Annotated in this window: 17 protein-coding genes and 1 other annotated feature; of the genes, 16 read left to right on the forward strand and 1 reads right to left on the reverse strand. The window is 39.1% G+C overall.

Features of this window, described 5'->3' with window-relative positions:
* Positions 1-125: 125 nt before the first annotated feature.
* The 15 genes from ABS917_RS15395 to argS all read left to right on the forward strand — a co-directional run bounded on the left by ABS917_RS15395 (position 126) and on the right by argS (position 19733).
* Entirely contained in the window at positions 126-257 is a 132-nt protein-coding gene (locus ABS917_RS15395) for an RAxF-45 family protein (RefSeq protein ID WP_350479828.1), read from the forward strand.
* A gap of 98 nt (positions 258-355) precedes the next feature.
* Positions 356-1969, forward strand: coding sequence for a ribosomal protection-like ABC-F family protein (gene abc-f, locus ABS917_RS15400; RefSeq protein WP_350479829.1), 1614 nt, complete (start codon positions 356-358; stop codon positions 1967-1969).
* A complete protein-coding gene (locus tag ABS917_RS15405) occupies positions 1966-2412 on the forward strand; it encodes an ASCH domain-containing protein (protein ID WP_350479830.1) in 447 nt (148 codons plus the stop codon). Before abc-f ends, ABS917_RS15405 begins: the two co-directional genes overlap by 4 nt.
* Positions 2413-2622: 210 nt before the next feature.
* Entirely contained in the window at positions 2623-4524 is a 1902-nt protein-coding gene (ltaS, locus tag ABS917_RS15410) for a lipoteichoic acid synthase (RefSeq protein ID WP_350479831.1), read from the forward strand.
* A gap of 532 nt (positions 4525-5056) precedes the next feature.
* Positions 5057-6175, forward strand: coding sequence for a thiolase family protein (locus ABS917_RS15415; protein WP_350479832.1), 1119 nt, complete (start codon positions 5057-5059; stop codon positions 6173-6175).
* 97 nt (positions 6176-6272) lie between these two features.
* The gene (locus ABS917_RS15420; protein WP_350479833.1) at positions 6273-7448 is read left to right on the forward strand and encodes an acyl-CoA dehydrogenase family protein; all 1176 of its coding nucleotides are present in this window, start codon (positions 6273-6275) and stop codon (positions 7446-7448) included.
* Positions 7449-7829: 381 nt separating this feature from the next.
* The gene (locus ABS917_RS15425) at positions 7830-9071 is read left to right on the forward strand and encodes a R2-like ligand-binding oxidase (protein ID WP_350479834.1); all 1242 of its coding nucleotides are present in this window, start codon (positions 7830-7832) and stop codon (positions 9069-9071) included.
* 57 nt (positions 9072-9128) lie between these two features.
* Positions 9129-10646, forward strand: coding sequence for an aldehyde dehydrogenase family protein (locus ABS917_RS15430; protein ID WP_350479835.1), 1518 nt, complete (start codon positions 9129-9131; stop codon positions 10644-10646).
* Positions 10647-10668: 22 nt separating this feature from the next.
* Positions 10669-11871 carry an iron-containing alcohol dehydrogenase gene (locus ABS917_RS15435; RefSeq protein ID WP_350479836.1) on the forward strand — a complete coding sequence of 401 codons (1203 nt, stop codon included), beginning with the start codon at positions 10669-10671 and terminating at the stop codon, positions 11869-11871.
* Between the two features lie 76 nt (positions 11872-11947).
* Positions 11948-13471, forward strand: a complete 1524-nt coding sequence (locus ABS917_RS15440) for a class I adenylate-forming enzyme family protein (protein WP_350479837.1) — start codon at positions 11948-11950, stop codon at positions 13469-13471.
* Positions 13472-13615: 144 nt separating this feature from the next.
* Positions 13616-14377: a 3-hydroxyacyl-CoA dehydrogenase gene (locus ABS917_RS15445; protein ID WP_350479838.1), complete on the forward strand. Its 762-nt coding sequence runs from the start codon at positions 13616-13618 to the stop codon at positions 14375-14377.
* A 12-nt stretch (positions 14378-14389) separates the two neighbouring features.
* The gene (locus tag ABS917_RS15450) at positions 14390-15187 is read left to right on the forward strand and encodes an enoyl-CoA hydratase/isomerase family protein (protein ID WP_350479839.1); all 798 of its coding nucleotides are present in this window, start codon (positions 14390-14392) and stop codon (positions 15185-15187) included.
* Positions 15188-15259: 72 nt separating this feature from the next.
* Positions 15260-16372: a CaiB/BaiF CoA transferase family protein gene (locus ABS917_RS15455; RefSeq protein WP_350479840.1), complete on the forward strand. Its 1113-nt coding sequence runs from the start codon at positions 15260-15262 to the stop codon at positions 16370-16372.
* A 190-nt stretch (positions 16373-16562) separates the two neighbouring features.
* Positions 16563-17324 carry a membrane protein insertase YidC gene (gene yidC, locus ABS917_RS15460; protein ID WP_350479841.1) on the forward strand — a complete coding sequence of 254 codons (762 nt, stop codon included), beginning with the start codon at positions 16563-16565 and terminating at the stop codon, positions 17322-17324.
* Between the two features lie 471 nt (positions 17325-17795).
* Positions 17796-18015: a binding site (T-box leader), on the forward strand.
* Between the two features lie 38 nt (positions 18016-18053).
* Entirely contained in the window at positions 18054-19733 is a 1680-nt protein-coding gene (gene argS, locus ABS917_RS15465; RefSeq protein WP_350479842.1) for an arginine--tRNA ligase, read from the forward strand.
* A 94-nt stretch (positions 19734-19827) separates the two neighbouring features.
* Here argS and ABS917_RS15470 read toward each other — a convergent pair whose 3' ends face one another.
* Positions 19828-20607: an alpha/beta fold hydrolase gene (locus ABS917_RS15470; RefSeq protein ID WP_350479843.1), complete on the reverse strand. Its 780-nt coding sequence runs from the start codon at positions 20605-20607 to the stop codon at positions 19828-19830.
* A gap of 207 nt (positions 20608-20814) precedes the next feature.
* Here ABS917_RS15470 and ABS917_RS15475 point away from each other — a divergent pair, with 207 nt between their 5' ends.
* Positions 20815-21669 carry an alpha/beta fold hydrolase gene (locus ABS917_RS15475; protein ID WP_350479844.1) on the forward strand — a complete coding sequence of 285 codons (855 nt, stop codon included), beginning with the start codon at positions 20815-20817 and terminating at the stop codon, positions 21667-21669.
* Positions 21670-21686 lie beyond the last annotated feature (17 nt).

The following is a 21686-nucleotide window of genomic DNA, read 5'->3' on the forward strand; positions in this document are numbered from 1 at the left end:
CCACGCTCAGAAAGTAGAAAAACCTCTCCAAAAAAAACGCCAAAAAACACATGCATTTCCAGTATGTACACATTAATTGAAATATGGTAATATTAGAACAATTCAAATGGACGGAGGTGAACGGAATGAAGAAGTTAGCGATTGAGACAGGTGTAAAAGTGGATACAGCTATGTATTTTGCACGTGTCATTACTTTTAAATTTGTGTCTAACAGGATAGGTGTGTCCTTTTTTAGACAATTTAAAAATAATGCGTAGCTAATTAACTTCATTCTTTTCACCAATACTGAAAAGGCTGCTCTTGTTAATGAGCAGTCTTTTTGTCTTTTTAGCTGCGCCAATGGAGGCGTAGAAATATGCAGTTGAAAGCAGAAAACATAACGAAAATTATCGGTGGAAACACTATATTTAAAGAACTTTCTTTTGAAGTGAATGCCGGTGAAAGGATCGCAATCGTCGGCCGAAACGGCAGCGGGAAAACGACATTATTTAAAGTGCTGGCAGGTATTGAACATCCGGATGAAGGTCGGATCATAAAATCGAAAAGTCAAACAATCGGCTACTTACATCAAATTCCTCAATACACGGATATATCGGTTTTTGATGTATTGTCAAAAGCATTTACTGAATTACATGATATTAAAGATCGTCTGTCACAGTTGGAAATGAGGATGGCAACGGATTTATCCGAGAAGATTTTAAATCAATATGGTGAGCTGCAAGAGCATTATTTAGCAAAGGGTGGCTACGAAATTGAAGCGAAAATTGCATCGATTGCCAATGGACTCGCGATTACCAAGTTATTGGAACAACCTTTTCATGCGCTAAGCGGCGGGGAAAAAACAAAGGTAATGCTTGCTCAAATTTTACTGCAGCAGCCGGATATTTTGCTGTTGGATGAACCGACAAATCATTTGGATCTTGCTGCAACACAATGGCTTGAAGACTATTTGCAATACTTTAAAGGTACCGTTGTTGTAATCTCCCATGACCGGATGTTTTTAAATAAAATTGTTCAGTATGTGGCAGAAATTGAAGACGGGGAGCTTTGGATGAGCAAGGGAAACTATGATCAGTACATTAAAAATAAAGAGGCAAAAATAGCGCAGCAGTTTGCGGCTTATGAAGAACAGCAAAAAAAGATTCAAAAGATAAAAGAGGCAATTCGCCGATTACGACAATGGGCGAATGAAGCATCTCCGCCGAATCCCGATCTATACCGCAAAGCGAAAGTAATGGAGAAGATGCTGGCTCGAATGGAAATCGTCAAAAAGCCAAAAGCTGAGCGCCAGATGAATTTACAGTTGAAGGCTGAAGACCGGACAGGAAAAGAAGTATTTATAATGAAAAACATTTCCCACGGGTTTGAACAGGACTTTTTATTTATGGATGTTCAGTTATCGGTATATTTTCAAGACCGGATAGCGATTGTTGGGAATAACGGAACGGGAAAATCCACGTTATTAAAAATTCTATTAGGGGAAATTATGCCTGTGGATGGAGATGCAAAACAGGGCAGCAATTTAAAGATCGGTTATCTTGCACAGCAGTTTGACCAATTTAACGGTAAGCAGCGCCTTATTGATGCATTCCGAGAGCAGGTGTCATTAACGGAGTACGATGCACGGCATATGCTCGCCAAATTTTTGTTTTACGGTCATGATGTATTTAAAAAAGTGGATCAACTAAGCGGCGGGGAAAAAATGAGACTTCGACTAGCTCAATTAATGATTCAAAAATGCAATGTTCTCGTTTTGGATGAACCAACGAACCATCTTGATATTGAGTCGAGAGAAGCGCTTGAAGAAGCATTGGAGAACTTTAAAGGAACCATTCTTGCGATTAGCCATGACCGCTATTTTCTGCAAAAACTATTTACGAGAACGGCATGGCTGGAAAATCAGCAGCTTACCGTTCATGAAGGTCCATTTGAATGGGCACAGTCGAAACAAAAGGAGTTATACAAATGAATCAAATCGAAGCATATTGGCAGCATTTTTGTGATTTGAAAGGTATGCAAAATATTCATTATAAAGAAGCGTTTCAATTTGGTGAAAAAGCAGATTGGCTTGCTGGACTTGTAGTGGATGGCGTTAAAGGAGCAACTTGTTCAAGTTTTCCGTTGTATGAACTTGAAGGAGAAAGTTTGCCGGAAATGGGGGACTACCAGATTGTTTTGAATAGTCTGGATGAACCCGTTGCGATCATCCAATCCTATTCTATTGAAATTTCCCCCTTCAATGAAGTACCGGTTGATTTTGCATTGGCAGAAGGAGAAGGTACCTATGAAGAGTGGAAGGAAGCACATGTCGCGTTTTTTAGCAGAGAACTTTCTGAGTATGGTCTGGAATTTACCGGAGACATGCTGACAGTTTGTGACCGCTTTAGAAAAGTTTTTCCTAATAATGATTAGAAAGCTGCAATATTAATAGCTAGACTTATACAAAATGGAGGAATTTGCTTACGAAATCCTCCATTTTTTCACTGATCAACTCTTCTTGGCAACAATTGCTATCGAAAATCGTTACATAATAGTTGCATAGGTTAATGTTTTTTTGATATATTGATTCTTGTTTTTCTAAATAAAAAGGAAAACGTCTTGAATAGAAAGAGTGATTACAAGGTGAAAAACTTAGTAAAAAATAAAAGCTTATTAAACAATTTTCCAGGGATTTTCGTTCTTGCTGTTTTAATGCTATGGGCGAAAACGTATCTTACCCAAGTGACGCAGTTCAAGTTGGGTGTAGAGGGACCACTTCAACAGTTTCTTTTATTAATTAATCCATTAGGTTCTGCGGTACTATTTTTAGCAGTTGCTTTTCTGTTTAAAGGGAAAAGAAGACTGAGTGCAATGATCATCATCTATACATTGATGACATTTCTTTTATTTGCAAATGCTGTATATTATCGTTTCTTCAGCGATTTCATTACGCTTCCGACAATTTCTCAGACACAAAACTTCGGGGATTTAGGCGGCAGTGTTTTAACATTATTAAAACCTTCTGATTTATTATTTTTTGTGGATATTTTCATATTGATATATATTCGTTTTTCAAAAAAAATTAATTTCCAATCCGGCAAAATCGGATTCAAAATGCCTGCAGCTGTTGTAGCAGCGGCAATTGTATTATCAATTGTTAACTTGCAATTAGCGGAAGCTGACCGCCCGGATTTATTGAGCCGTGGCTTTGACCGCAGTTATATCGTCAAATATCTAGGCATGTACAATTATACAATTTATGATTCTGTCAAAACGTTTGAAGCATCGTCAGAACGTGCTTCAGCAGACAGCAGTGATATAGCGGAAATTATTAACTTTACAAATTCATTTTCAGCCCAGCCAAACGAGAAATACTTTGGTAAAGCAAAAGATATGAATGTTATTTATTTGCATCTGGAATCCATGCAGTCATTTTTAATCGATTATGAGCTTGAGGGCGAACAAGTAACTCCGTTTTTAAATTCGTTGGTAAAAAATGACAACACAATGTATTTCGATAACTTTTATCATCAAACAGCGCAGGGGAAAACTTCCGATGCTGAATTTATGTTAGAGAATTCATTATTCGGATTGCCACAAGGTTCGGCCTTTATTACGAAAGGTCAAAATACGTTTGAAGCCGCACCATCGTTATTAAAGGACTATGGCTACACGTCAGCAGTGTTCCACGGAAATAACGGCAGCTTCTGGAACCGAAATATTATTTACAACCAGTTCGGCTATGACGAATTTTTTGACGAAAGTTCGTATGATACAGCCGATTCGAAAAATATGGCGGAGTACGGCTTAATGGATAAACCATTTTTCGAGCAGTCGGAAAGCCTTCTTGAAACATTACCGCAGCCATTCTATACAAAATTCATTACCGTTGCCCATCACTTCCCGTACAAGATTGATCAGGATTTAGCGACGATCGGTAAGGCGACAACAGGCGATGCGAGTGTCGATAATTATTTCCAGACAGCTCGTTATGCTGACGAAGCGATTGAACAGTTCTTTACGTATTTAAAAGAGTCCGGTCTTTATGAAAATACAATGATTGTCATGTATGGAGACCATTACGGAATTTCCGATAACCATAATAATGCGATGGAACAAATTATTGGTGAAGAAGTTACACCTGTTGTAAATGCAGATTTACAGCGAGTGCCTCTATTTATTCATGTACCGGGGATGGAAGGTGGCGTTAACCATACGTATGGCGGCCAAATAGACCTTCTTCCGACAGTACTGCATTTACTTGGTGTTGAAACGAAAAATAATATTCATTTTGGGACAGACCTGCTTTCGGAAGAGCATAGCGAAATCGTTCCGTTTAGAAACGGTAATTTTGTCAGCCCGACGATCTATTCATTGGACGGCAAATACTATAATCCGAAAACAGGCGAAGAGCTAGATGAATCGCAATTGGAAACAGCAGATAAATTAAAAGCGATGGTAGAAGAAAAACTTCGCTATTCCGATAAAGTAGTAAATGGGGATTTATTGCGCTTCCATTCCAAAGACGGAAGCATAAAAGAGTAAATAGAACAGTCTAAAATCGGACAAATTTTCTTAGGCATCATCTAATTTGATTAATTCAAATGGATGATGCCTTTTTATTATGCCTTAAAAATAATAAGCAAAGAATCGGATGAAGAAAATACTTTTCAAAATACAGTGAAATAGTCAATGGACTCTATCTGTTTCATAATAATAACTATCAGGTAACGAGTTTGATTTACATATAAAACCATGCATTTATCCTGTTAATTATCTTCTGAGCTAGTGTATTAACTTATACTGAAATTTTAAATGATATCTTAAATTGTTATTAAAGCAATAATAATTAACTTGATTAGAGTGGATTTTACTATTTAAAAGTACTAATTTGGGGAGAATATTTTCATTGCATTTTCTATATAAATTAAAAGACAGATAATTATTTGCCTAATAAGCTGTAATCTTTTTGTATAAGCAACATATAGTGTTTTTTGGGAAAGCGAAATGGTTTAGAGTTTTAGGAGGCAAGTTAAATGATTTGCCGACACCCAATTTATTAAGGGGGAATGAGTGAGTGAGAGAAGCTGTAATTGTCGCTGCAACACGAACACCGGTAGGCAGAAGAAATGGCGTATTAGCAGAAGTACGGGCAGATGATTTAGCTGCAGATGTACTGGAGGATGTAGTAAATCGAGCGGGAATAGAAAAGGCACTTGTGGAGGATGTTATTTTTGGGTGTGTTACACAAACACTGGAGCAAGGCGGAAACATCGCACGAATTGCTGCATTGATGGCAGGCTTTCCGATTGAAGTGCCCGGTGTTACGATTGACCGGCAATGCGGCTCGAGTTTACAGGCAGTTCATTTTGCGGCACAAGCAATTATAGCAGGCGATATGAATATTGTTATCGCAGGTGGTATTGAAAGCATGAGCCGTGTACCGATGGGATCAAATATGGAGGGTACGCGCAAAAGTGACCGTATTAAAAAATATGAATTGATTCACCAAGGGTTATCCGCAGAGCGTATTGCGGAACAATGGGAATTAACAGAGCAGGAAATTAATGACTATTCTGTGCTGAGCCAGCAACGTGCCATTCAAGCAGTTGAAGCAGGCTATTTTGATGATGAGATTGTAGCGATTAGTGGTGTAGATAGAGACGAAGGCCCAAGACCGGGAACGACCGTCGAGGTTTTGCAAGGCTTAAGAAAGTTGTTTAAAGAAGATGGATATATTTCTGCCGGAACTTCATCACAAATGAGCGATGGTGCATCTGCAGTACTCATTATGTCGAGTGAAAAAGCGCGGGAACTCGGTGTGAAACCGCTGGCAAAAATCATCGCGCGTACGGTCGTAGGTTCTGACCCGACACTTATGCTGACAGGTCCAATTGAAGCGACTAAACGTGTCCTAGAAAAGGCAAACTTAACGATTGAAGATATGGATACGTATGAAGTGAATGAAGCTTTTGCACCTGTACCGATTGTTTGGGCAAAAGAGCTGGGTGCGGATTTGGAAAAACTGAATCCGGACGGTGGTGCGATTGCGTTGGGTCATCCACTTGGCGCAACAGGAACAAAATTATTAACTACGATGCTTTACCGCATGGAGCGTAATAAACAGCGCTACGGCTTGCTTGCGATTTGCGAAGGAATGGGCATGGCAAATGCAACAATTATCGAGAGACTTTAGATAAAGCTCTATTCATATTTTATAAAATCATAGAAAGATATGTAATCGCTTTCAATATGTAAGGTGTTAAAAATATGACGAAGAGAGAGTGAAGTAATTGAATAAAACATTGGCGAAATCTAAAAAAGAGTCCCGTACGTTTTTTAATAATGATCATATTATGTTCCGGGAATCTCTTAGCAAATTTGTGGAAAAAGAGATTGAACCTTATTTTATACAATGGGAACATGATCGCATCATTCCGCGTGAATTATGGACAAAGTTAGGCAGTCAAGGATTTTTATGTCCAAGTGTAGAGGAAAAGTACGGCGGAATGGGCTTGGACTTTATTTTTGATATTGTCTTATCTGAAGAATTGTCAAAAGTCGGTGGCGGTTTAAGTGGAATTGGACTGCATAGTAATGTCGTAACGCCGTATATCACTTCTTTTGGAACAGAAGAGCAGAAGTTGAAGTATCTTCCGAAGTTTGTAAGCGGTGAATGGATTTCAGCCATTGCAATGACAGAACCGGGTGCAGGGTCTGATTTACAGAAAATGACGACGACTGCAATCAAAGATGGCTCAGACTATATTGTGAACGGCCAAAAAACCTTCATAACGAACGGAATTCTTTCCGATGTCATCATCATCGCTTGTAAAACAGATCCAAAAGCGGTACCTGCCCATAACGGGGTAAGCTTACTGATTATTGAAAGAGGGATGGAAGGTTTCTCCCGCGGCAGAAAATTAGACAAGGTTGGCATGCATAGCCAGGATACAGCAGAACTAATTTTTGAAAATGTACGGGTACCGGCAGAAAACCTTCTTGGTGAAGAAGGAAAAGGGTTCTTTTATTTAATGCAAAAATTGCAGCAAGAACGTCTCTTGACGGCAGTAGGGGCAATTACCTCTGCAAAAGATATGCTTGACTTAACGCTGCAATATGTTAAGGAGCGGGAAGCATTTGGTAAACCGATTGGTAAATTCCAAAATACACAGTTTACACTGGCTGAAATTGCGACACAAGTAAAAATCGGACAAACATTTGTAGATGATCTGATCATTCGCCATTTAGAAGGGCAGGATATTGTGACGGAAGTATCAATGGCTAAATGGTGGATAACGGATATGGCACGGAAAATTTCGGTAGAATGTATGCAATTACATGGCGGATACGGCTATATGGAAGAATACAAGATTGCGAGAAGATTCCGCGATATTGCAGTTACGCCAATTTTCGCCGGTTCCAATGAAATTATGAAAGTCATAATTGCCAAAAATTTAGGACTGTAATGAATTCGAAATTACTTCATCAAGTTTAAGCACATGATTCGTACTGTTTCATGAAATGGAAAGACGCATACGAGTATGCAAAAAAAAAAAATGTACCACTGCTGAAAAAGCAATCCAGCTTATTGAATCCTCTCAAACAATATTTTTGGCACCGATGTGTAATGAACCTCAAGTACTTGTAGAAGAATTAATTCGTCCAAAGGCGCAGTTACAAGAGATTTTATTATATACCAGCGTTTTAGGTAGTCCGAGTAAATATGCGGATCTATCATGTCAACCACACTTTACAATTCGAACATTTTTAAGTTCATCCTTATTTAAAACAGCATATAAAAATAATCATTGCGATTACGTTCCTTTGGAGGGGTTATTGCACATGGCATGTTGGTTATGGGCTTTATTGGTCAGGCAATTGGACAATGGTTAAAAGTAAAGGATTTGAAGAAATTCACAACGAGATTTAAAGCTATGACAAGGCCAGGAGAAAAAATAACGGTACAGGGCCGTGTTGTCGATGAAAATGAAACTTGCTGGATTTGTGAGGCTGAAACAGTCAATGAAGCTGCTGAAGTAAAGGTAAAAGATACTTTGAAACTAAAAAATAATTACTTTTACGGTTGTTCTAGAGAGCTGACTCGTTACGTAAAATTTGTGATGTTGATTGCTGTTTTACAGGAGAATCTCTTTAATAATCACGCAGTTATGGATGAAGTGAGCAAAATTAAGGGGGAACTAGCAATGAGAGAATATGTAACGACTAAACAGGAAATTAACAAAAATTCTCTACCGTATAATTTGTACCAGAAAGCAAAAAAGTTCGGAATCTGGAATCCGGTAGATATCGACTTTAGCCAAGATAAAGAAGACTGGAAGAAATTAAATGGGGAGCAACAATTAGAATTACTTACACAGTTTGCCCAATTTATAGGCGGTGAAGAAGCGGTAACACAAGATATTTTACCGATGATTATGGCGGTTTCCAAAAAAGGATGGTTCGAAGAGGAATCTTATTTAACAACTTTCCTTTTTGAAGAAGCGAAGCATGCAGAATTTTTCAGTCTGTTCCTTGAAGAGATCGGCGTAACGGAAGATTTGACTCATTTACTATCACCAGGATACCGGAAGTTATTTGATGAAACGTTGCCGGCAGTGATGGGCAAATTACTTGAAGATCAGTCACCGGAAGCGATGATAGATGCTGCTGTTACTTACAACATTTTCGCGGAAGGTGTTTTGGCTGAAACAGGTTACTGGTTCTTCCATGAAGCACTATCAAGAGCAAATCTGTTCCCAGGGTTTATTTCAGGAATTCGAAATGTAAAGCGTGACGAAGGACGTCATATTGGTTTCGGTACATTCCTAATACAGCGCTTAATTAGTGAAAATCCTGAACTTGATCTGTTTGAACGCGTACAACAAAGACTTCAGGAGCTGTTACCGATTGCGATGATGTTAACGGAAAGAAAAGAAGGCGAAGAAGTAACAAGCCTTGGTATCGAACGAGGAAAATCGATGGAATTTGCAATGAAACAATTGCAGGCACGTCTGACAGTTCTTTCGAGAGCAAAAGGAAAGACTCTAGAAGAGATCTATAATACGGACATTGCATTAGAGGAAGTATAGTAAGTAATCATTCAGACGCTGTAACTGAACAGTTTGCTATTTAAAGGGGGATGAAAGATGACGACAGACGTACAAGTAAAGGTCTTTCCGCAGTTTATAAATGGTGAATGGACGCCACCTGCTTCAGGGGAATTTTTTGATGTAATCAATCCGGCTACATCCGAAGTCGTAGCGAAAGTTTCAAAAGGAAACCAGGAAGATGTGAATAAGGCGGTTCAAAATGCGAAAGAAGTATTTGAATCGGGGGTCTGGTCAGGTAAAACGCAGGCGGAACGTGCGCAGATCATGCTGCTATTTGCGGGGAAAATCAGAGAGCATGCCCAGGAGATAATTTTCTTGGAGGGTATAAGCACGGGGGCGACACTTCGTAAACTGGGCGGCGCGGATATCCGACAGTTAATACTATCTCTTACTCAAACAGCGGATTTATCGTTGAAATATGAGGCCGTGTTAGCACTTCCTGTTAATGAGCAGCTCGGTCCGAACCGAAGCTTACTCGTTCGCGAACCACTCGGTGTAGTAGCGGCGATCACACCATTTAACTTTCCGCTAGTTTTAGCAATGTGGAAAATCGCACCAGCAATTGCGATGGGGAACTCCATCATTATTAAGCCGGCTTCAAATACACCATTAGGCACTTTGAAGCTTGCACAATTAGCAGTTGAAGCAGGTATTCCGCCAGGGGTAATTAATGTCATCACTGGTCCTGGAGCTGAAGTGGGGGATGCACTTGTTACACATCCGGATGTATCGAAAGTGGCGTTTACTGGATCTACCGAGGTAGGCAGAAAAATTATGGCACAAGCTGCAGGTACGGTAAAGAAAGTGACGCTTGAACTCGGAGGAAAGGCACCTGCAATCGTACTTCCGGATGTAAATCTCGAAGTGGCGATTCCGGGAATTCTGCTCGGTGTATTTTTCCATTCTGGGCAAGTATGTGAAGCGAGTACACGCCTCATCGTCCATGAATCTATTTATGATATCGTCGTGCAACAACTAGTTGAAACAACGAAGAAAATTAAAATCGGCCAGCCGCTTGATATGACAACCGGAATGGGGCCAGTTATCTCGGAATCACAGATGAATAAAATCCTCGATTATATTCAGTCGGGCATTGATGAAGGAGCGAGACTTGTATGCGGTGGTAAACGGGCAACAGGTCCAGGGCTGGATAACGGGTATTTCATCGAGCCGACAATCTTCGCTGATGTAACGAATGATATGAAGATTGCAAGAGAAGAAATCTTTGGTCCGGTATTATGCGTGATTAAATATTCAACAGAAGACGAAGCAATCGCCATTGCAAATGATACAGAATACGGATTATCAGGCGGTGTCTGGGGGCGTGATGTGACGAAAGCAAATGAAATTGCTACGAAAATTAATGCGGGAACAGTATGGATCAACGATTGGCATATCTTCCGTACAGATGCTCCATTCGGCGGCTATAAGCAAAGCGGTTTAGGTCGTGAACAGGGGGCTCAAGTGTTTGATGACTACACAGAGCTTAAAAATATTTGCACATCCTTAACGACGGAAAATGCCCAGCGCCCAGCTTTAGGTTTAATCTTCTAATCGAAACGAATGGAGAGATACGATGAAAACGACTTCCTATTTTGAATTCACGCATCGCCCTGAAATCCGAAGTGGTGCAGGTTCACATATTTTAGTGCCGGATTTAATTCAAGGTTTAGGCGGAAAACGCCCTGTTCTTTTTTCGGACAAAGGACTAACAGATGGCGGACTAACGCAAAAAATTAAAAGCTTATTCGACATGGTACCCGGCATAAAACTTGCAGGTGTCTTCGATGATATTCAGCAGGATGCGAAATCAAGCAATATTAACAGAGGTCTGAAATATTTTAAAGAATGCAATGGAGACTCCATTATTGCTATTGGCGGAGGCAGCGTCTTAGATACTGCTAAAACCATTAAATGGGCTCTTTATAATGGGGTGAACCAAGTTGAAATCATTTTAACTGGGAATGTTTTGGAAGTTTGGCCGGATGCAAAGCCATTAGGTATTCCACATATTTCGATTCCGACAACTTCTGGAACAGGTGCTGAAATTTCCAGTATTTCTGTTGTTCTCAATGAAATATTGAACTTGAAATGTAACTTAATGAATCCGTATTTATGTTCGGACATTGCGGTTTTAGATCCTGATTTAACGGTCGGTTTACCACCAAGAGTAACAGCATTTACCGGTATGGATGCACTGACACATGCTGTAGAAGGATTTTTCTCAACAAAATCCACTAATTTCTCGGATGCTTTTGCGCTGCATTCTGCAAAAATTATCGTCGAAAATTTAACTACAGCAGTGCATGATGGGAAGAATGTTGCGGCGCGTGCAAATATGCTTCAGGCGAGTGCAATGGCTATCACAAGCTTCCAGGCAGCGATGGCCAATATACCAATCCACAATATAGCCCATACGTATGGTGCAAAGTACGGCATTCCACATGGATTGGCAAATGCTGTTCTTATGCCAAGCGTTATGAAAAACATGCCGAACATGTATTTACCGAAAGTTAATGCATTTGCCTCTGCTCTAGGGATTATTCCGAATGCAGAAAATCCGCAGGAAACATTGGATGAATGCATCAATGTAATTGTTGACTTAAGAAATGCAGTAAAACTGCCGCCAAGCTTTGACGAGTTTAATATTGATGCGGCAGATATTCCACAGCTTGTGCCGGCTGTCCAAAACGATCCGTCGTCTTTAAGTTTCCGTATTCCTGATGACATCATTGTGAACGTTTCTAAGGAAGTAATCAGTTCTAAAGTAAGTATTTAATTTTAAAGAAGGTGCTCTTGAGGAGAGGGGATTCCTCCTTTCCTTTAATCGATAATTGAAAGTAGGAGGTTACATTATGAATATTGTTGAATTGCTTACTTCAACAACTTCTCGTTTGCCAGATCAACCTGTCATCCACTTCAAAAGGGCTCAACTTACTTATAAAGAATTGCAAGATAAGGTTTACAATATAGCAGCAGGATTGAAAGAATACGGTGTTACAAAAGGTACAAATGTCGCGTTAATGATGGCAAATCGCCCGGAATATATTATTACGTATTTTGCTATTTTAGCAAATGGAGGTACGGTCGTTCCGATTAACCCTACATTTAAAGAGCAGGAAGTTACGTATATAATAAACGACTCAGAAGTTGAATTGTTAATTATAGAAGAAGCTTGTAAACCGGTTATCGAAAACGCAATGGTTCAATTGAAAACGGTCAAAGCAATTATTAATTACAGTGATACGGCCGATGAACAATTTCTATCATGGCATCAACTAGATACATCCGCTTCTATTTCAGAAATTGTTCCTCTACATGAATCTGACGTCGCACAAATTATCTATACTTCCGGAACGACCGGAAATCCGAAAGGTGCCATGATTACACACGGAAATTTAAACTGGATGGCAATAACAGCAGCTGTCTACAATCAGTTAGTTCCGAGTGACCGTGTACTATGTGTATTACCGTTGTTCCATGCTTATGCAAAACTTCAAGGCTTCCTGGCACCGATTGCCCACGGTTGTTCAATATATTTAGAGGAAAGGTTCCATCCGGTTGAAACATTAAAAGCGATTGCAGAACATGAAATTACAATATTCTTAGGTGTACCGACAATGTATGCCTTTTTTGCCCAAGTTCCTCATTTAGTAGAACAGCTGGACTTCTCAAAATTACGTACAGCCGGTTCAGGTGGTGCAAGCTTACCGGCGGAGCTATTGCATAAAACGAATGAATCGTTCGGTGTAAGTATTTCAGAGGGTTATGGTTTAACGGAAAGTACCGTCATGCTGTTGACAACACACCGAAGCTTGCCGAAGAAAGTCAATTCTGTCGGTATGCCGTTACCGGGAATCGATTTAAAACTGGTCGATCCGGAAGGCAATGAAGTGGTCAATCACGAAGTAGGCGAAATCTTATTTAGAGGACCGAACATGATGAAAGGTTACTACAAAAAGCCTGACGAGACCGCAAATACAATCAGGGACGGCTGGTTGTATACAGGGGATATGGCGTACCGCGATGAAGAAGGCTATCACTTTATCGTTGACCGAAAAAAAGACATAATCATTCGCGGCGGATTTAATATATACCCAAGGGAAATAGAGGAACTGCTGTATCAGCATCCTGCTATCGTAGAATGCTCTGTGATCGGCAGACCGGACCCGGTTTTTGGTGAAAAGACGGTTGCGTATGTCGTATCGAAAGACGCCGAACTTACAGAACAATATTTCCGAGACTATTGCAAAGTGAAACTTGCTGAATACAAAGTACCGGATTATGTAAGTTTTATCGAAGAAATTCCGAAATCAGGAACCGGTAAAATTTTGAAGACGGCGTTGAAAAAATTGGATAAGAATGCACTGCTTAAATAAAAGGCGGTCGGTTGTTTGGAGTCCTTATACTTCAGTACATGAACTGGAACGCAAATCATGCTGTTATGGACGAGTCGCGATTTGAAAATGCCCAGAAATGGCAGATAGGTTAAAGGTTGAACACGGAATAGGGAGGGATTAATAATGAATTTTGACCAAAAGGCAATCATCGTTACGGGTGGAGGATCAGGTTTAGGTGAAGCGACAGCACGGAAAATTGCAGCTGCTGGAGGCTATCCGATTATATTGGACTTAAATGAAAAAAAGGGCCAAGCGGTGGCTGATGAAATAAATGGCCTATTTTTTAAAACGAATGTAGTGAAGGAAGAAGACGTACAGGCAGCGATTAACGGTGCCGTAGATAAGTACGGTTCAATTCAAGGTGTTGTAAACTGTGCCGGTCTTGGTACTTCGACACGTGTAGTAGGCAGAAAAGGTATATTTCCATTAGATGAATTTAACTTTATTATACAAGTTAATTTAGTCGGTACATTTAATGTCATCCGTTTAGCGGCAGCTGCCATGATGAAAAATGAACCTAATGAACACGGGGAACGGGGGGTTATTGTGAATACAGCTTCTGTAGCGGCATTCGATGGGCAAATCGGCCAGGCTGCCTATTCTGCTTCTAAAAGTGGAATTGTAGGGATGACATTGCCAATCGCAAGGGATCTGGCAAGCTATGGCATCCGGGTTATGACGATTGCACCGGGAATTTTCGATACGCCCTTAATGAATAGTGCACCTCAAGCGGTTAAGGAAGCGTTAGGAAAACAAATTCCGTTCCCATCCCGTTTAGGTGAAGCGGATGAATATGCACATTTAGTAAAGGCCATTTTTGAAAATCCTATGTTAAACGGTGAAACGATTCGACTCGATGGTGCGATTCGCATGGCTCCAAGATAAGGAGGATAACGGATGAACCTTGAAACAATGACGATAGAGAAGTTAGATTACGGTGTCCACATCGTAACAATTAATAATCCGCCAGCCAATACATTAAATGCGGGAATTCAACAGGACTTACTGCAACTGATTGAAGAAGTCGAGAAAACTCCGGCAATCCGGGCTATTGTGTTCAAATCTGCAAATCCGAAAATCTTCATAGCAGGTGCTGACCTGGGGGCAATGGGCAGCTCTGATGAAAACGTGGACTTTGCTGAAAGTTCAAAACATGTGCAGGATATTTTCAATCGGCTGGAAGCATTAAGAGTACCAACTATTGCCGCAATTAATGGTCATGCATTAGGCGGCGGTTGTGAATTCGTACTTGCATGCGATTTCCGTATTATGGGTGCCGGCACAATTGGTTTAACGGAAGCATCATTGGGCTTATTGCCCGGTGCTGGTGGTACACAGCGTATGACAAGATTAGTAGGCGGAGCAAAAGCACGCGAATTAATGTATTTAAGCAAACGTTTAAAAGCGGAAGAAGCTGCAGCAATCGGCTTAATTACAGAAGCGGTAGCTCCGGAAGAGTTGGAAGAAAAAACAATTATATTCGCAAATAAGCTTGCTCAAAGTGCGGTAGGAGCGATCGGGCTCATTAAAGGGAGTATTTTGGCTGCAGAAGAATTGCCTTTAGAACAAGGATTATTAGTTGAACGGGAAGCCTTTGCGAAAACATTTACTACAGGGGAAGTAAATGAAGGCATTCGCGCGTTCTTTGAAAAACGCCCTCCGAATTTTTTAAGCCAGTTACAAATCAATAAATAGGACTTTTGGGGGCCGTATTGAAAGTTCAGCTTTCAATATGGCCTTAATTTATTATGGAAGGATGAAGAAGGTATGTTGTTAAAAGGATTAAAAGTATTGGATTTCTCCACATTATTGCCAGGTCCGTTTGCGACGATGATGCTGGCGGATCTCGGAGCGGAAGTGGTACATGTCACAAAACCGGTAGAAGAAGGCAAGCAATGGGGACCGGACGAGTATTTGCAGCGTTCTAAAAAATCGCTTGCTGTCGATTTAAAATCTCCGGAAGTTGTCTCATCTCTAAAGGAGCTTTTAAAGGAACAGGAATACGATATTGTTGTTGAACAGTTCCGCCCTGGCGTGATGGCGCGTCTTGGTCTCGATTATGAGACATTGAAAGCTATCAATCCGGGTTTAATTTACTGTTCCATTACTGGATACGGTCAAACAGGTCCTTACTGTGAACGCGGAGGGCATGATATTAACTATGTTGCCTTGTCAGGGCTGCAAGGTTATTCAGGCACAAAAGAAAGTGGTCCGGCTAATATAGGTTTTCAGGTGGCTGACTTGGCGGGAGGATCAATGCATGCGGTAATCGGTATTTTATCGGCAGTCATTTATCGTGAAAAAACAGGATTAGGGCAACATCTGGATATTAGTATGACGGATTGTGCTTTAACGTTAAACGCCTTATTTGCCCAGGATCATTTAGCAGAAGGAAAACCGCTTGCTCGTGAAGAGCTGATCTTAAACGGCGGATCATTATATGGTTATTATGAGACGTTGGACGGTCGGTACCTTTCTGTCGGCAGTCTAGAACCGAAATTCAGAAAGCAGTTATGTCAGGCAATCGGTTCTCCGGATTTACTTCCATTAGCAATGAGTAATAAACGAGAGGATATTGCAAAGCTGAGAGAACAATTGCAAAATGTTTTTCTGCAGAAGACATTGGAAGAATGGCAAACTATTTTCTCTGTAGTAGATGGTTGTGTGGAGCCGGTATTGAGCTTTGAAGAAACGGTTGCACATCCACTTTTCGTAGAACGTAATATGTTTGTGGAAATAGCAAAGCCCGATGGAACTATACAAAAACAGATCGCATGTCCGATTAAGTCCAATCTTTTCAAGGCATCTTATGGGACAATCGGGGTAAAAGCAGGAACACATAATGATGAGGTATTGGGGAGCCTGTTAAAGAAATCATAGGGAAGGATGTGGGAAAAAATGTATCCGTGAATTCCTAAAAGTAGGAAAGTAGATTTAGAAATATAAATAATATTAATTTTTATTACGTTCATATTAAAAAAACTTAACATTTGTAAGAGTAATTACTGTTCTTTTTTTGAAAAATAATTTAAGATATAGACGAATTACAAGATTGTTGAGCAGGTGAACTATGAAAAACTTAAAACTTGGTGTTTTCCTTCTAACAGTTCCACTTTTACTGGCAGGCTGTGAAAGTGTTGAAAACAAAGAAGGCTTCTTCTATTCAACATTTGTACGTCCGATGGATTGGACGTTAAACACATTTGGTGAATTGTTTAACGGCAGCTATGGTTTGGCTATCATTGCTATTATTTTAATTATTCGTCTCGTACTAATGCCGTTTATGCTTAAAACTTACCGCAGTCAAGCTACAATGAAAGTGAAAATGGATTTCGTCCGTCCACAAATGGAGGATATCCAGACACGTTTAAAAGCAGCAAAAACTCCGGAAGAAAGAATGACAGTTCAGCAGGAAATGATGTCGCTCTACAAAGAACATAATATTAATCCGTTAAATATGGGCTGCCTGCCAGCGCTTATACAAATGCCGATTATTATGGGCTTATATTATGCGATTTTATATTCGGCTGAAATTAAAACACATTCATTCCTATGGTTTGACCTTGGCTCTACAGATATTTGGATGACTGCAATCGCAGGTGTCGTTTATTTCGTACAAGCGAAAGTATCGCTTCAAACCGTACCAGAAGCTCAGAAGAAACAAATGAAACTGATGATTTACGTATCACCGATTATGATTGTCATTATTTCATTGTCTTCGATGGCTGCACTCCCACTGTACTGGGCAGTCGGAGGGTTATTCTTAATTGTCCAAACTTATATTGGACGCAAATTTTTCTCAAACATCCCTGAAACTAAGGGAAATGAATAATTGTAAGTTATGCCGCTGCTAAAGGCTTACTGAACTAAAACTACTGAGACGATAATTTCAGTAGTTTTTTTATTTTCCGCTTAGTGTGGAGTAATTTTCTAATAAACTATCGGATTGTTCCAATATATTTAAAATAGTTCTAATAAAATCCTCTTCTTCTAATACGTTTGCCAATTGTTCGAATAAATGGTCGAAGTCTGCTAATAAAGTGTCCGGTTGTTCTAATATGTCAAAAGCATTTTCTAATAAGCGTACCAATTTTTCTAATAAAGGCAATTCGAGTTCTTTGAAAGCTCCCTTAGTAAGGGGATGACTGAGTATTCTGCATTTATTTCCGGTGATTTTCTTAAATATAGTCGCTATTTTCTAATAACCATCTTAGATTATCTAATAAACACAGTTATTTATTTATTAAATTTGCATACAATTATATTGACAATAATTATCTTTAATAGATATAATTCAGTAAATTTAAATTCGATGAAAAAGACAGTAATTTACAGGTGTTTTGGAAAGCGAGCTGGGGATTGGTGTGAGCCTGGTGCAAAATATGTAAATGAAGCGCACTTTGGAGAAGCGGTCTGAACATAAGTAGGATCTGCCGGGGAGTCACCTCGTTAAAAATGGAAAGTGGTCACAATTTGTGGCAACTAGAGTGGTACCACGGGAATTCGAAGCTCTCGTCTCTATTTTTGGAGACGGGGGCTTTTTATATTGGGAGGGGATAACATGTATAAAAAAATTGCGTCAATTATTCAAGAGGCTTTGCCACAAAAAATAATAACAAAAGATGAAATTGAACAACTACTGGAAAAGCCAAAGTATCAGCATTTAGGGGATGTAGCTTTTCCATGCTTTAGGCTTGCTAAAACATTAAAGAAATCACCGAACGTTATCGCTAAGGAAATTTGCGAAAGGATTAAAAGTGAGCTTATACAGGAAGTACAAGTTGTTGGAGGCTATATAAATATATTTCTAAATAAGCTGCAAGTGACGAGGGACGTCATTACCCAAATAATGATAGCTCCAGAGTCATACGGACAACAAGAAACACAGCAAAAGAACATAGTAATCGATTATTCATCACCGAATATTGCAAAGCCCTTCTCCATGGGACATCTTCGGTCCACTGTTATTGGCAATGCTCTTGCAAATATTGCAGAAAAAAACGGATACAGTGTCGTCCGGATAAATCATCTAGGCGACTGGGGTACCCAATTTGGTAAATTGATTGTCGCATTCCGAATATGGGGAGAAAAAGAACTTATTGAACAAGCACCTATTGAAGAGCTTTTAAAGCTATACGTGAAGTTTCATGTAGAAGCAGAATTAAATGAAAAACTAAATGAGGAAGCAAGATCAGCTTTTAAAGCGCTTGAGGACAATGATCCGCAATCAATGGAATTATGGACTTGGTTTAAAGGTGCCTCTTTACTAGAATTTAAGCAGATTTATGATCGGCTTCATATTGAGTTTGATACGTATGAGGGGGAAGCCTTTTATAATGACAAAATGCAGTATGTTGTTGATGAATTAAATAAGAAACAATTACTTACAGAGTCGGATGGCGCAAACGTTGTTGAGCTTGAAGACATGCCACCTTGTTTAATAACAAAACAGGACGGTGCAACATTATATGCGACCCGTGATTTAGCCGCAGCTTTTTATAGAAAGGTGCATTATGAACCATCCCAAGTTTTCTATGTAGTAGGGAATGAACAAACACTCCATTTTAAACAAGTGTTTCAAGTTATTTCGAAAATGGGTTATTCTTGGTCGGAAAATCTGAAACATGTATCATTTGGAATGATGTTGAATGACGGAAAAAAGATGTCGACACGTAAAGGTAGAGTCATTTTATTGAAGGATGTATTAAAAGAAGCAGTGGAAACAGCATCCAGAAATATTGAGGAAAAAAATCCCACCTTAAATAATAAACAAAATGTTGCTGAACAAGTAGGAATTGGCGCGGTAATATTTAATGATTTAAAAAACTTCCGCTTAAATGATATTGAATTTTCATTACCTCAAATGTTGAATTTTGAAGGCGAAACAGGTCCCTATGTACAATACACTCATGCCCGTATCCATTCAATTTTAGAAAAAGCAAAATTTAAAGCTGACAAGGAAATACCCGTAAAAGAATTAGAAGATTCGGCTTGGGCAGTGATTCAACTGTTACAACAATATCCACAAGTGATTACAGATAGTTTCGAACAAGTGGATCCTTCTTTAATTGCTAAATATGTATTGCAATTAGCACGGATGTTTAACAAATATTATGCAAATACAAAGATATTATTAGAAGATGGGCTGCGGGAAAACCGTTTGCAGTTATGTTTTGCAGTAGCAACCGTATTAAAGGATGGATTGAAGTTACTAGGAATCCAATCACCGGAAAGTATGTAATTAGATAAAGGCTAGTTGGAGACTATTATTCAAAACAAAAGGATTCGCAAAGGAAGTCCTTTTGTTTGTTTATGGTCGATGCAAATTCATAATTTTAAGTAATAACTTTACATTCTTTTAGAAGTTTACCTTCATTGATCCATAATTCAACCATGTGATTAAAGAAATCTGGCATTGCTAAAGATATACCATGTCCGACTTCAGGTAAAATAACACCACTACAATTTGAATTGGCTTTTACAATATCTTTTGCAGATTTTTTCATAATAGCCTTTTCCTTTTCACCTACTGTAACCAATATTTTTGCGGATGCCTTTCTAAAGTCTTCAGGTATTGTAAAGGACATGTTTTCTTCAAGTACTCTAGCAAGGGTGTCTAAATTTATTTGACAACTTTCTTCATAATATTTCTCAAAATTGTCTTTACTTATATACATTGACTTTGCTTGAAGTTTAGAAAACGATTTCTTCTTTATTAATGGAAACGTTAATCTAAGGACAGGTTTTATTAATTTTTTAATATGAGAAAGGGGTCTGACAGCAGCGCTATTTATAATTGCAACATCAACTAATTCTGGTTTTAAGCTTAATAATTTGATAATTACTTGTGCACCTAAAGAAAAACCAATTAGAATTATTTTCTTACCACCGGCTTTTGCTTCAATTAATTTAATTATATCTTCTGCACTTCTTTTTATAGAAAAGTGAATTTCATTATTGTTTAACCCATGTTCAGGCAGGTTTGGAACTATGCAATGATAATGAGTAAAATATTGAATTTGTCTCTCCCACATCCAATTGCTTACTCCGCCGCCGTGTAAAAAAATTATGAGAGAAGCACTTTTATTACCGTATTCTTGATAATGTAATGACAATTAGTTCAACCCTTTTCTTTATAACAGTTTATTTCTTACTATTTAATAATTCTTCCAATGTATTATAAAAACCTTCCAATTAGTGTTTTTCAAAGTAATTTATCAATATTACTAAAGAAGAATAGTTAAAATATTGAATCGCCATTGTATCCCTTCATTAACTGTGCGAAAATTTATTAGAATATTGGAAAAATAGGGGGTGGGACTATGTGGGAACAGCAGCTAATTGAAACTAAGCGTGGAATTTTTGAAATCTTTACAAAAGGCGAGGGGAAACCGCTCTGTGTGACGCATTTATACAGTGAATTTAACGAAAATGGAAATCGGTTTGCGGAAATGTTTACTCCGTATTATAAAGTACATTTAGTGAATTTGCGTGGCTGTGGAAAATCAACGGATGATGTGTCTGTCTTTGGTTATGGTATGCAGGATAGCGTAGAGGATCTGGAGGCAACCCGTGCAGCATTGGGTTATGTTGCATGGGGGTTTGCAGGACATTCAACAGGGGGGATGCTAGCATTAAACTATGCAATTTTACACCCGGCAAGTGTGGAATTTATTGTAGCGGGCGGTCTTTGTGCTTCTGCAGAATACATGCATCATCCAGCGAGTATTTACTGCAAGGAAAACCCGAACAATAAAAGAATTCTTGAGATTTTAGCGATGCTGGGCAATCCATCATCAACAATCGAGCAAAGAAAATCGGGCTCTAAAGAATGGGCACTTATGTCGTTATATAAAGAACAAAGCTATGACAATATGATAAGCCGTCCGAGCAGCGGGAAAACCGTTTCGAAAAGATTGGATTATTTTTCATATAAGGAGCTGCCAGACTTCGATTTGCGACCGCAATTACCAAGTATCAAAACGAAAGCTTATATATATGGCGGTTTATACGATGCGCAATGTCCATATGAATTTGCAGTGGAAGCAGCGGATTTATTGGCAAATGCCACATTGACGACCTTTGCTGAAAGTAATCACCACCCGGTTATTGAAGAAGAAGAAAAGTTCACGGAATTTGTGCGGAATCTATCTCAAGTTCATTCTATACAAAACTGAAATAGGAGTCGTGCTGC

It is taken from the genome of Solibacillus sp., assembly GCF_040273735.1.
Taxonomy (GTDB): Bacteria; Bacillota; Bacilli; order Bacillales_A; family Planococcaceae; genus Solibacillus.

What these genes read in the sequence shown, in the direction of transcription:
- ABS917_RS15395 (WP_350479828.1), top strand. Translation starts at nt 126, where the DNA reads ATGAAGAAGTTAGCGATTGAGACAGGTGTAAAAGTGGATACAGCTATG.
- abc-f (WP_350479829.1), top strand. Translation starts at nt 356, where the DNA reads ATGCAGTTGAAAGCAGAAAACATAACGAAAATTATCGGTGGAAACACT.
- ABS917_RS15405 (WP_350479830.1), top strand. Translation starts at nt 1,966, where the DNA reads ATGAATCAAATCGAAGCATATTGGCAGCATTTTTGTGATTTGAAAGGT.
- ABS917_RS15425 (WP_350479834.1), top strand. Translation starts at nt 7,830, where the DNA reads ATGTTGGTTATGGGCTTTATTGGTCAGGCAATTGGACAATGGTTAAAA.
- ABS917_RS15430 (WP_350479835.1), top strand. Translation starts at nt 9,129, where the DNA reads ATGACGACAGACGTACAAGTAAAGGTCTTTCCGCAGTTTATAAATGGT.
- ABS917_RS15435 (WP_350479836.1), top strand. Translation starts at nt 10,669, where the DNA reads ATGAAAACGACTTCCTATTTTGAATTCACGCATCGCCCTGAAATCCGA.
- ABS917_RS15440 (WP_350479837.1), top strand. Translation starts at nt 11,948, where the DNA reads ATGAATATTGTTGAATTGCTTACTTCAACAACTTCTCGTTTGCCAGAT.
- ABS917_RS15445 (WP_350479838.1), top strand. Translation starts at nt 13,616, where the DNA reads ATGAATTTTGACCAAAAGGCAATCATCGTTACGGGTGGAGGATCAGGT.
- ABS917_RS15450 (WP_350479839.1), top strand. Translation starts at nt 14,390, where the DNA reads ATGAACCTTGAAACAATGACGATAGAGAAGTTAGATTACGGTGTCCAC.
- ABS917_RS15455 (WP_350479840.1), top strand. Translation starts at nt 15,260, where the DNA reads ATGTTGTTAAAAGGATTAAAAGTATTGGATTTCTCCACATTATTGCCA.
- yidC (WP_350479841.1), top strand. Translation starts at nt 16,563, where the DNA reads ATGAAAAACTTAAAACTTGGTGTTTTCCTTCTAACAGTTCCACTTTTA.
- argS (WP_350479842.1), top strand. Translation starts at nt 18,054, where the DNA reads ATGTATAAAAAAATTGCGTCAATTATTCAAGAGGCTTTGCCACAAAAA.
- ABS917_RS15475 (WP_350479844.1), top strand. Translation starts at nt 20,815, where the DNA reads ATGTGGGAACAGCAGCTAATTGAAACTAAGCGTGGAATTTTTGAAATC.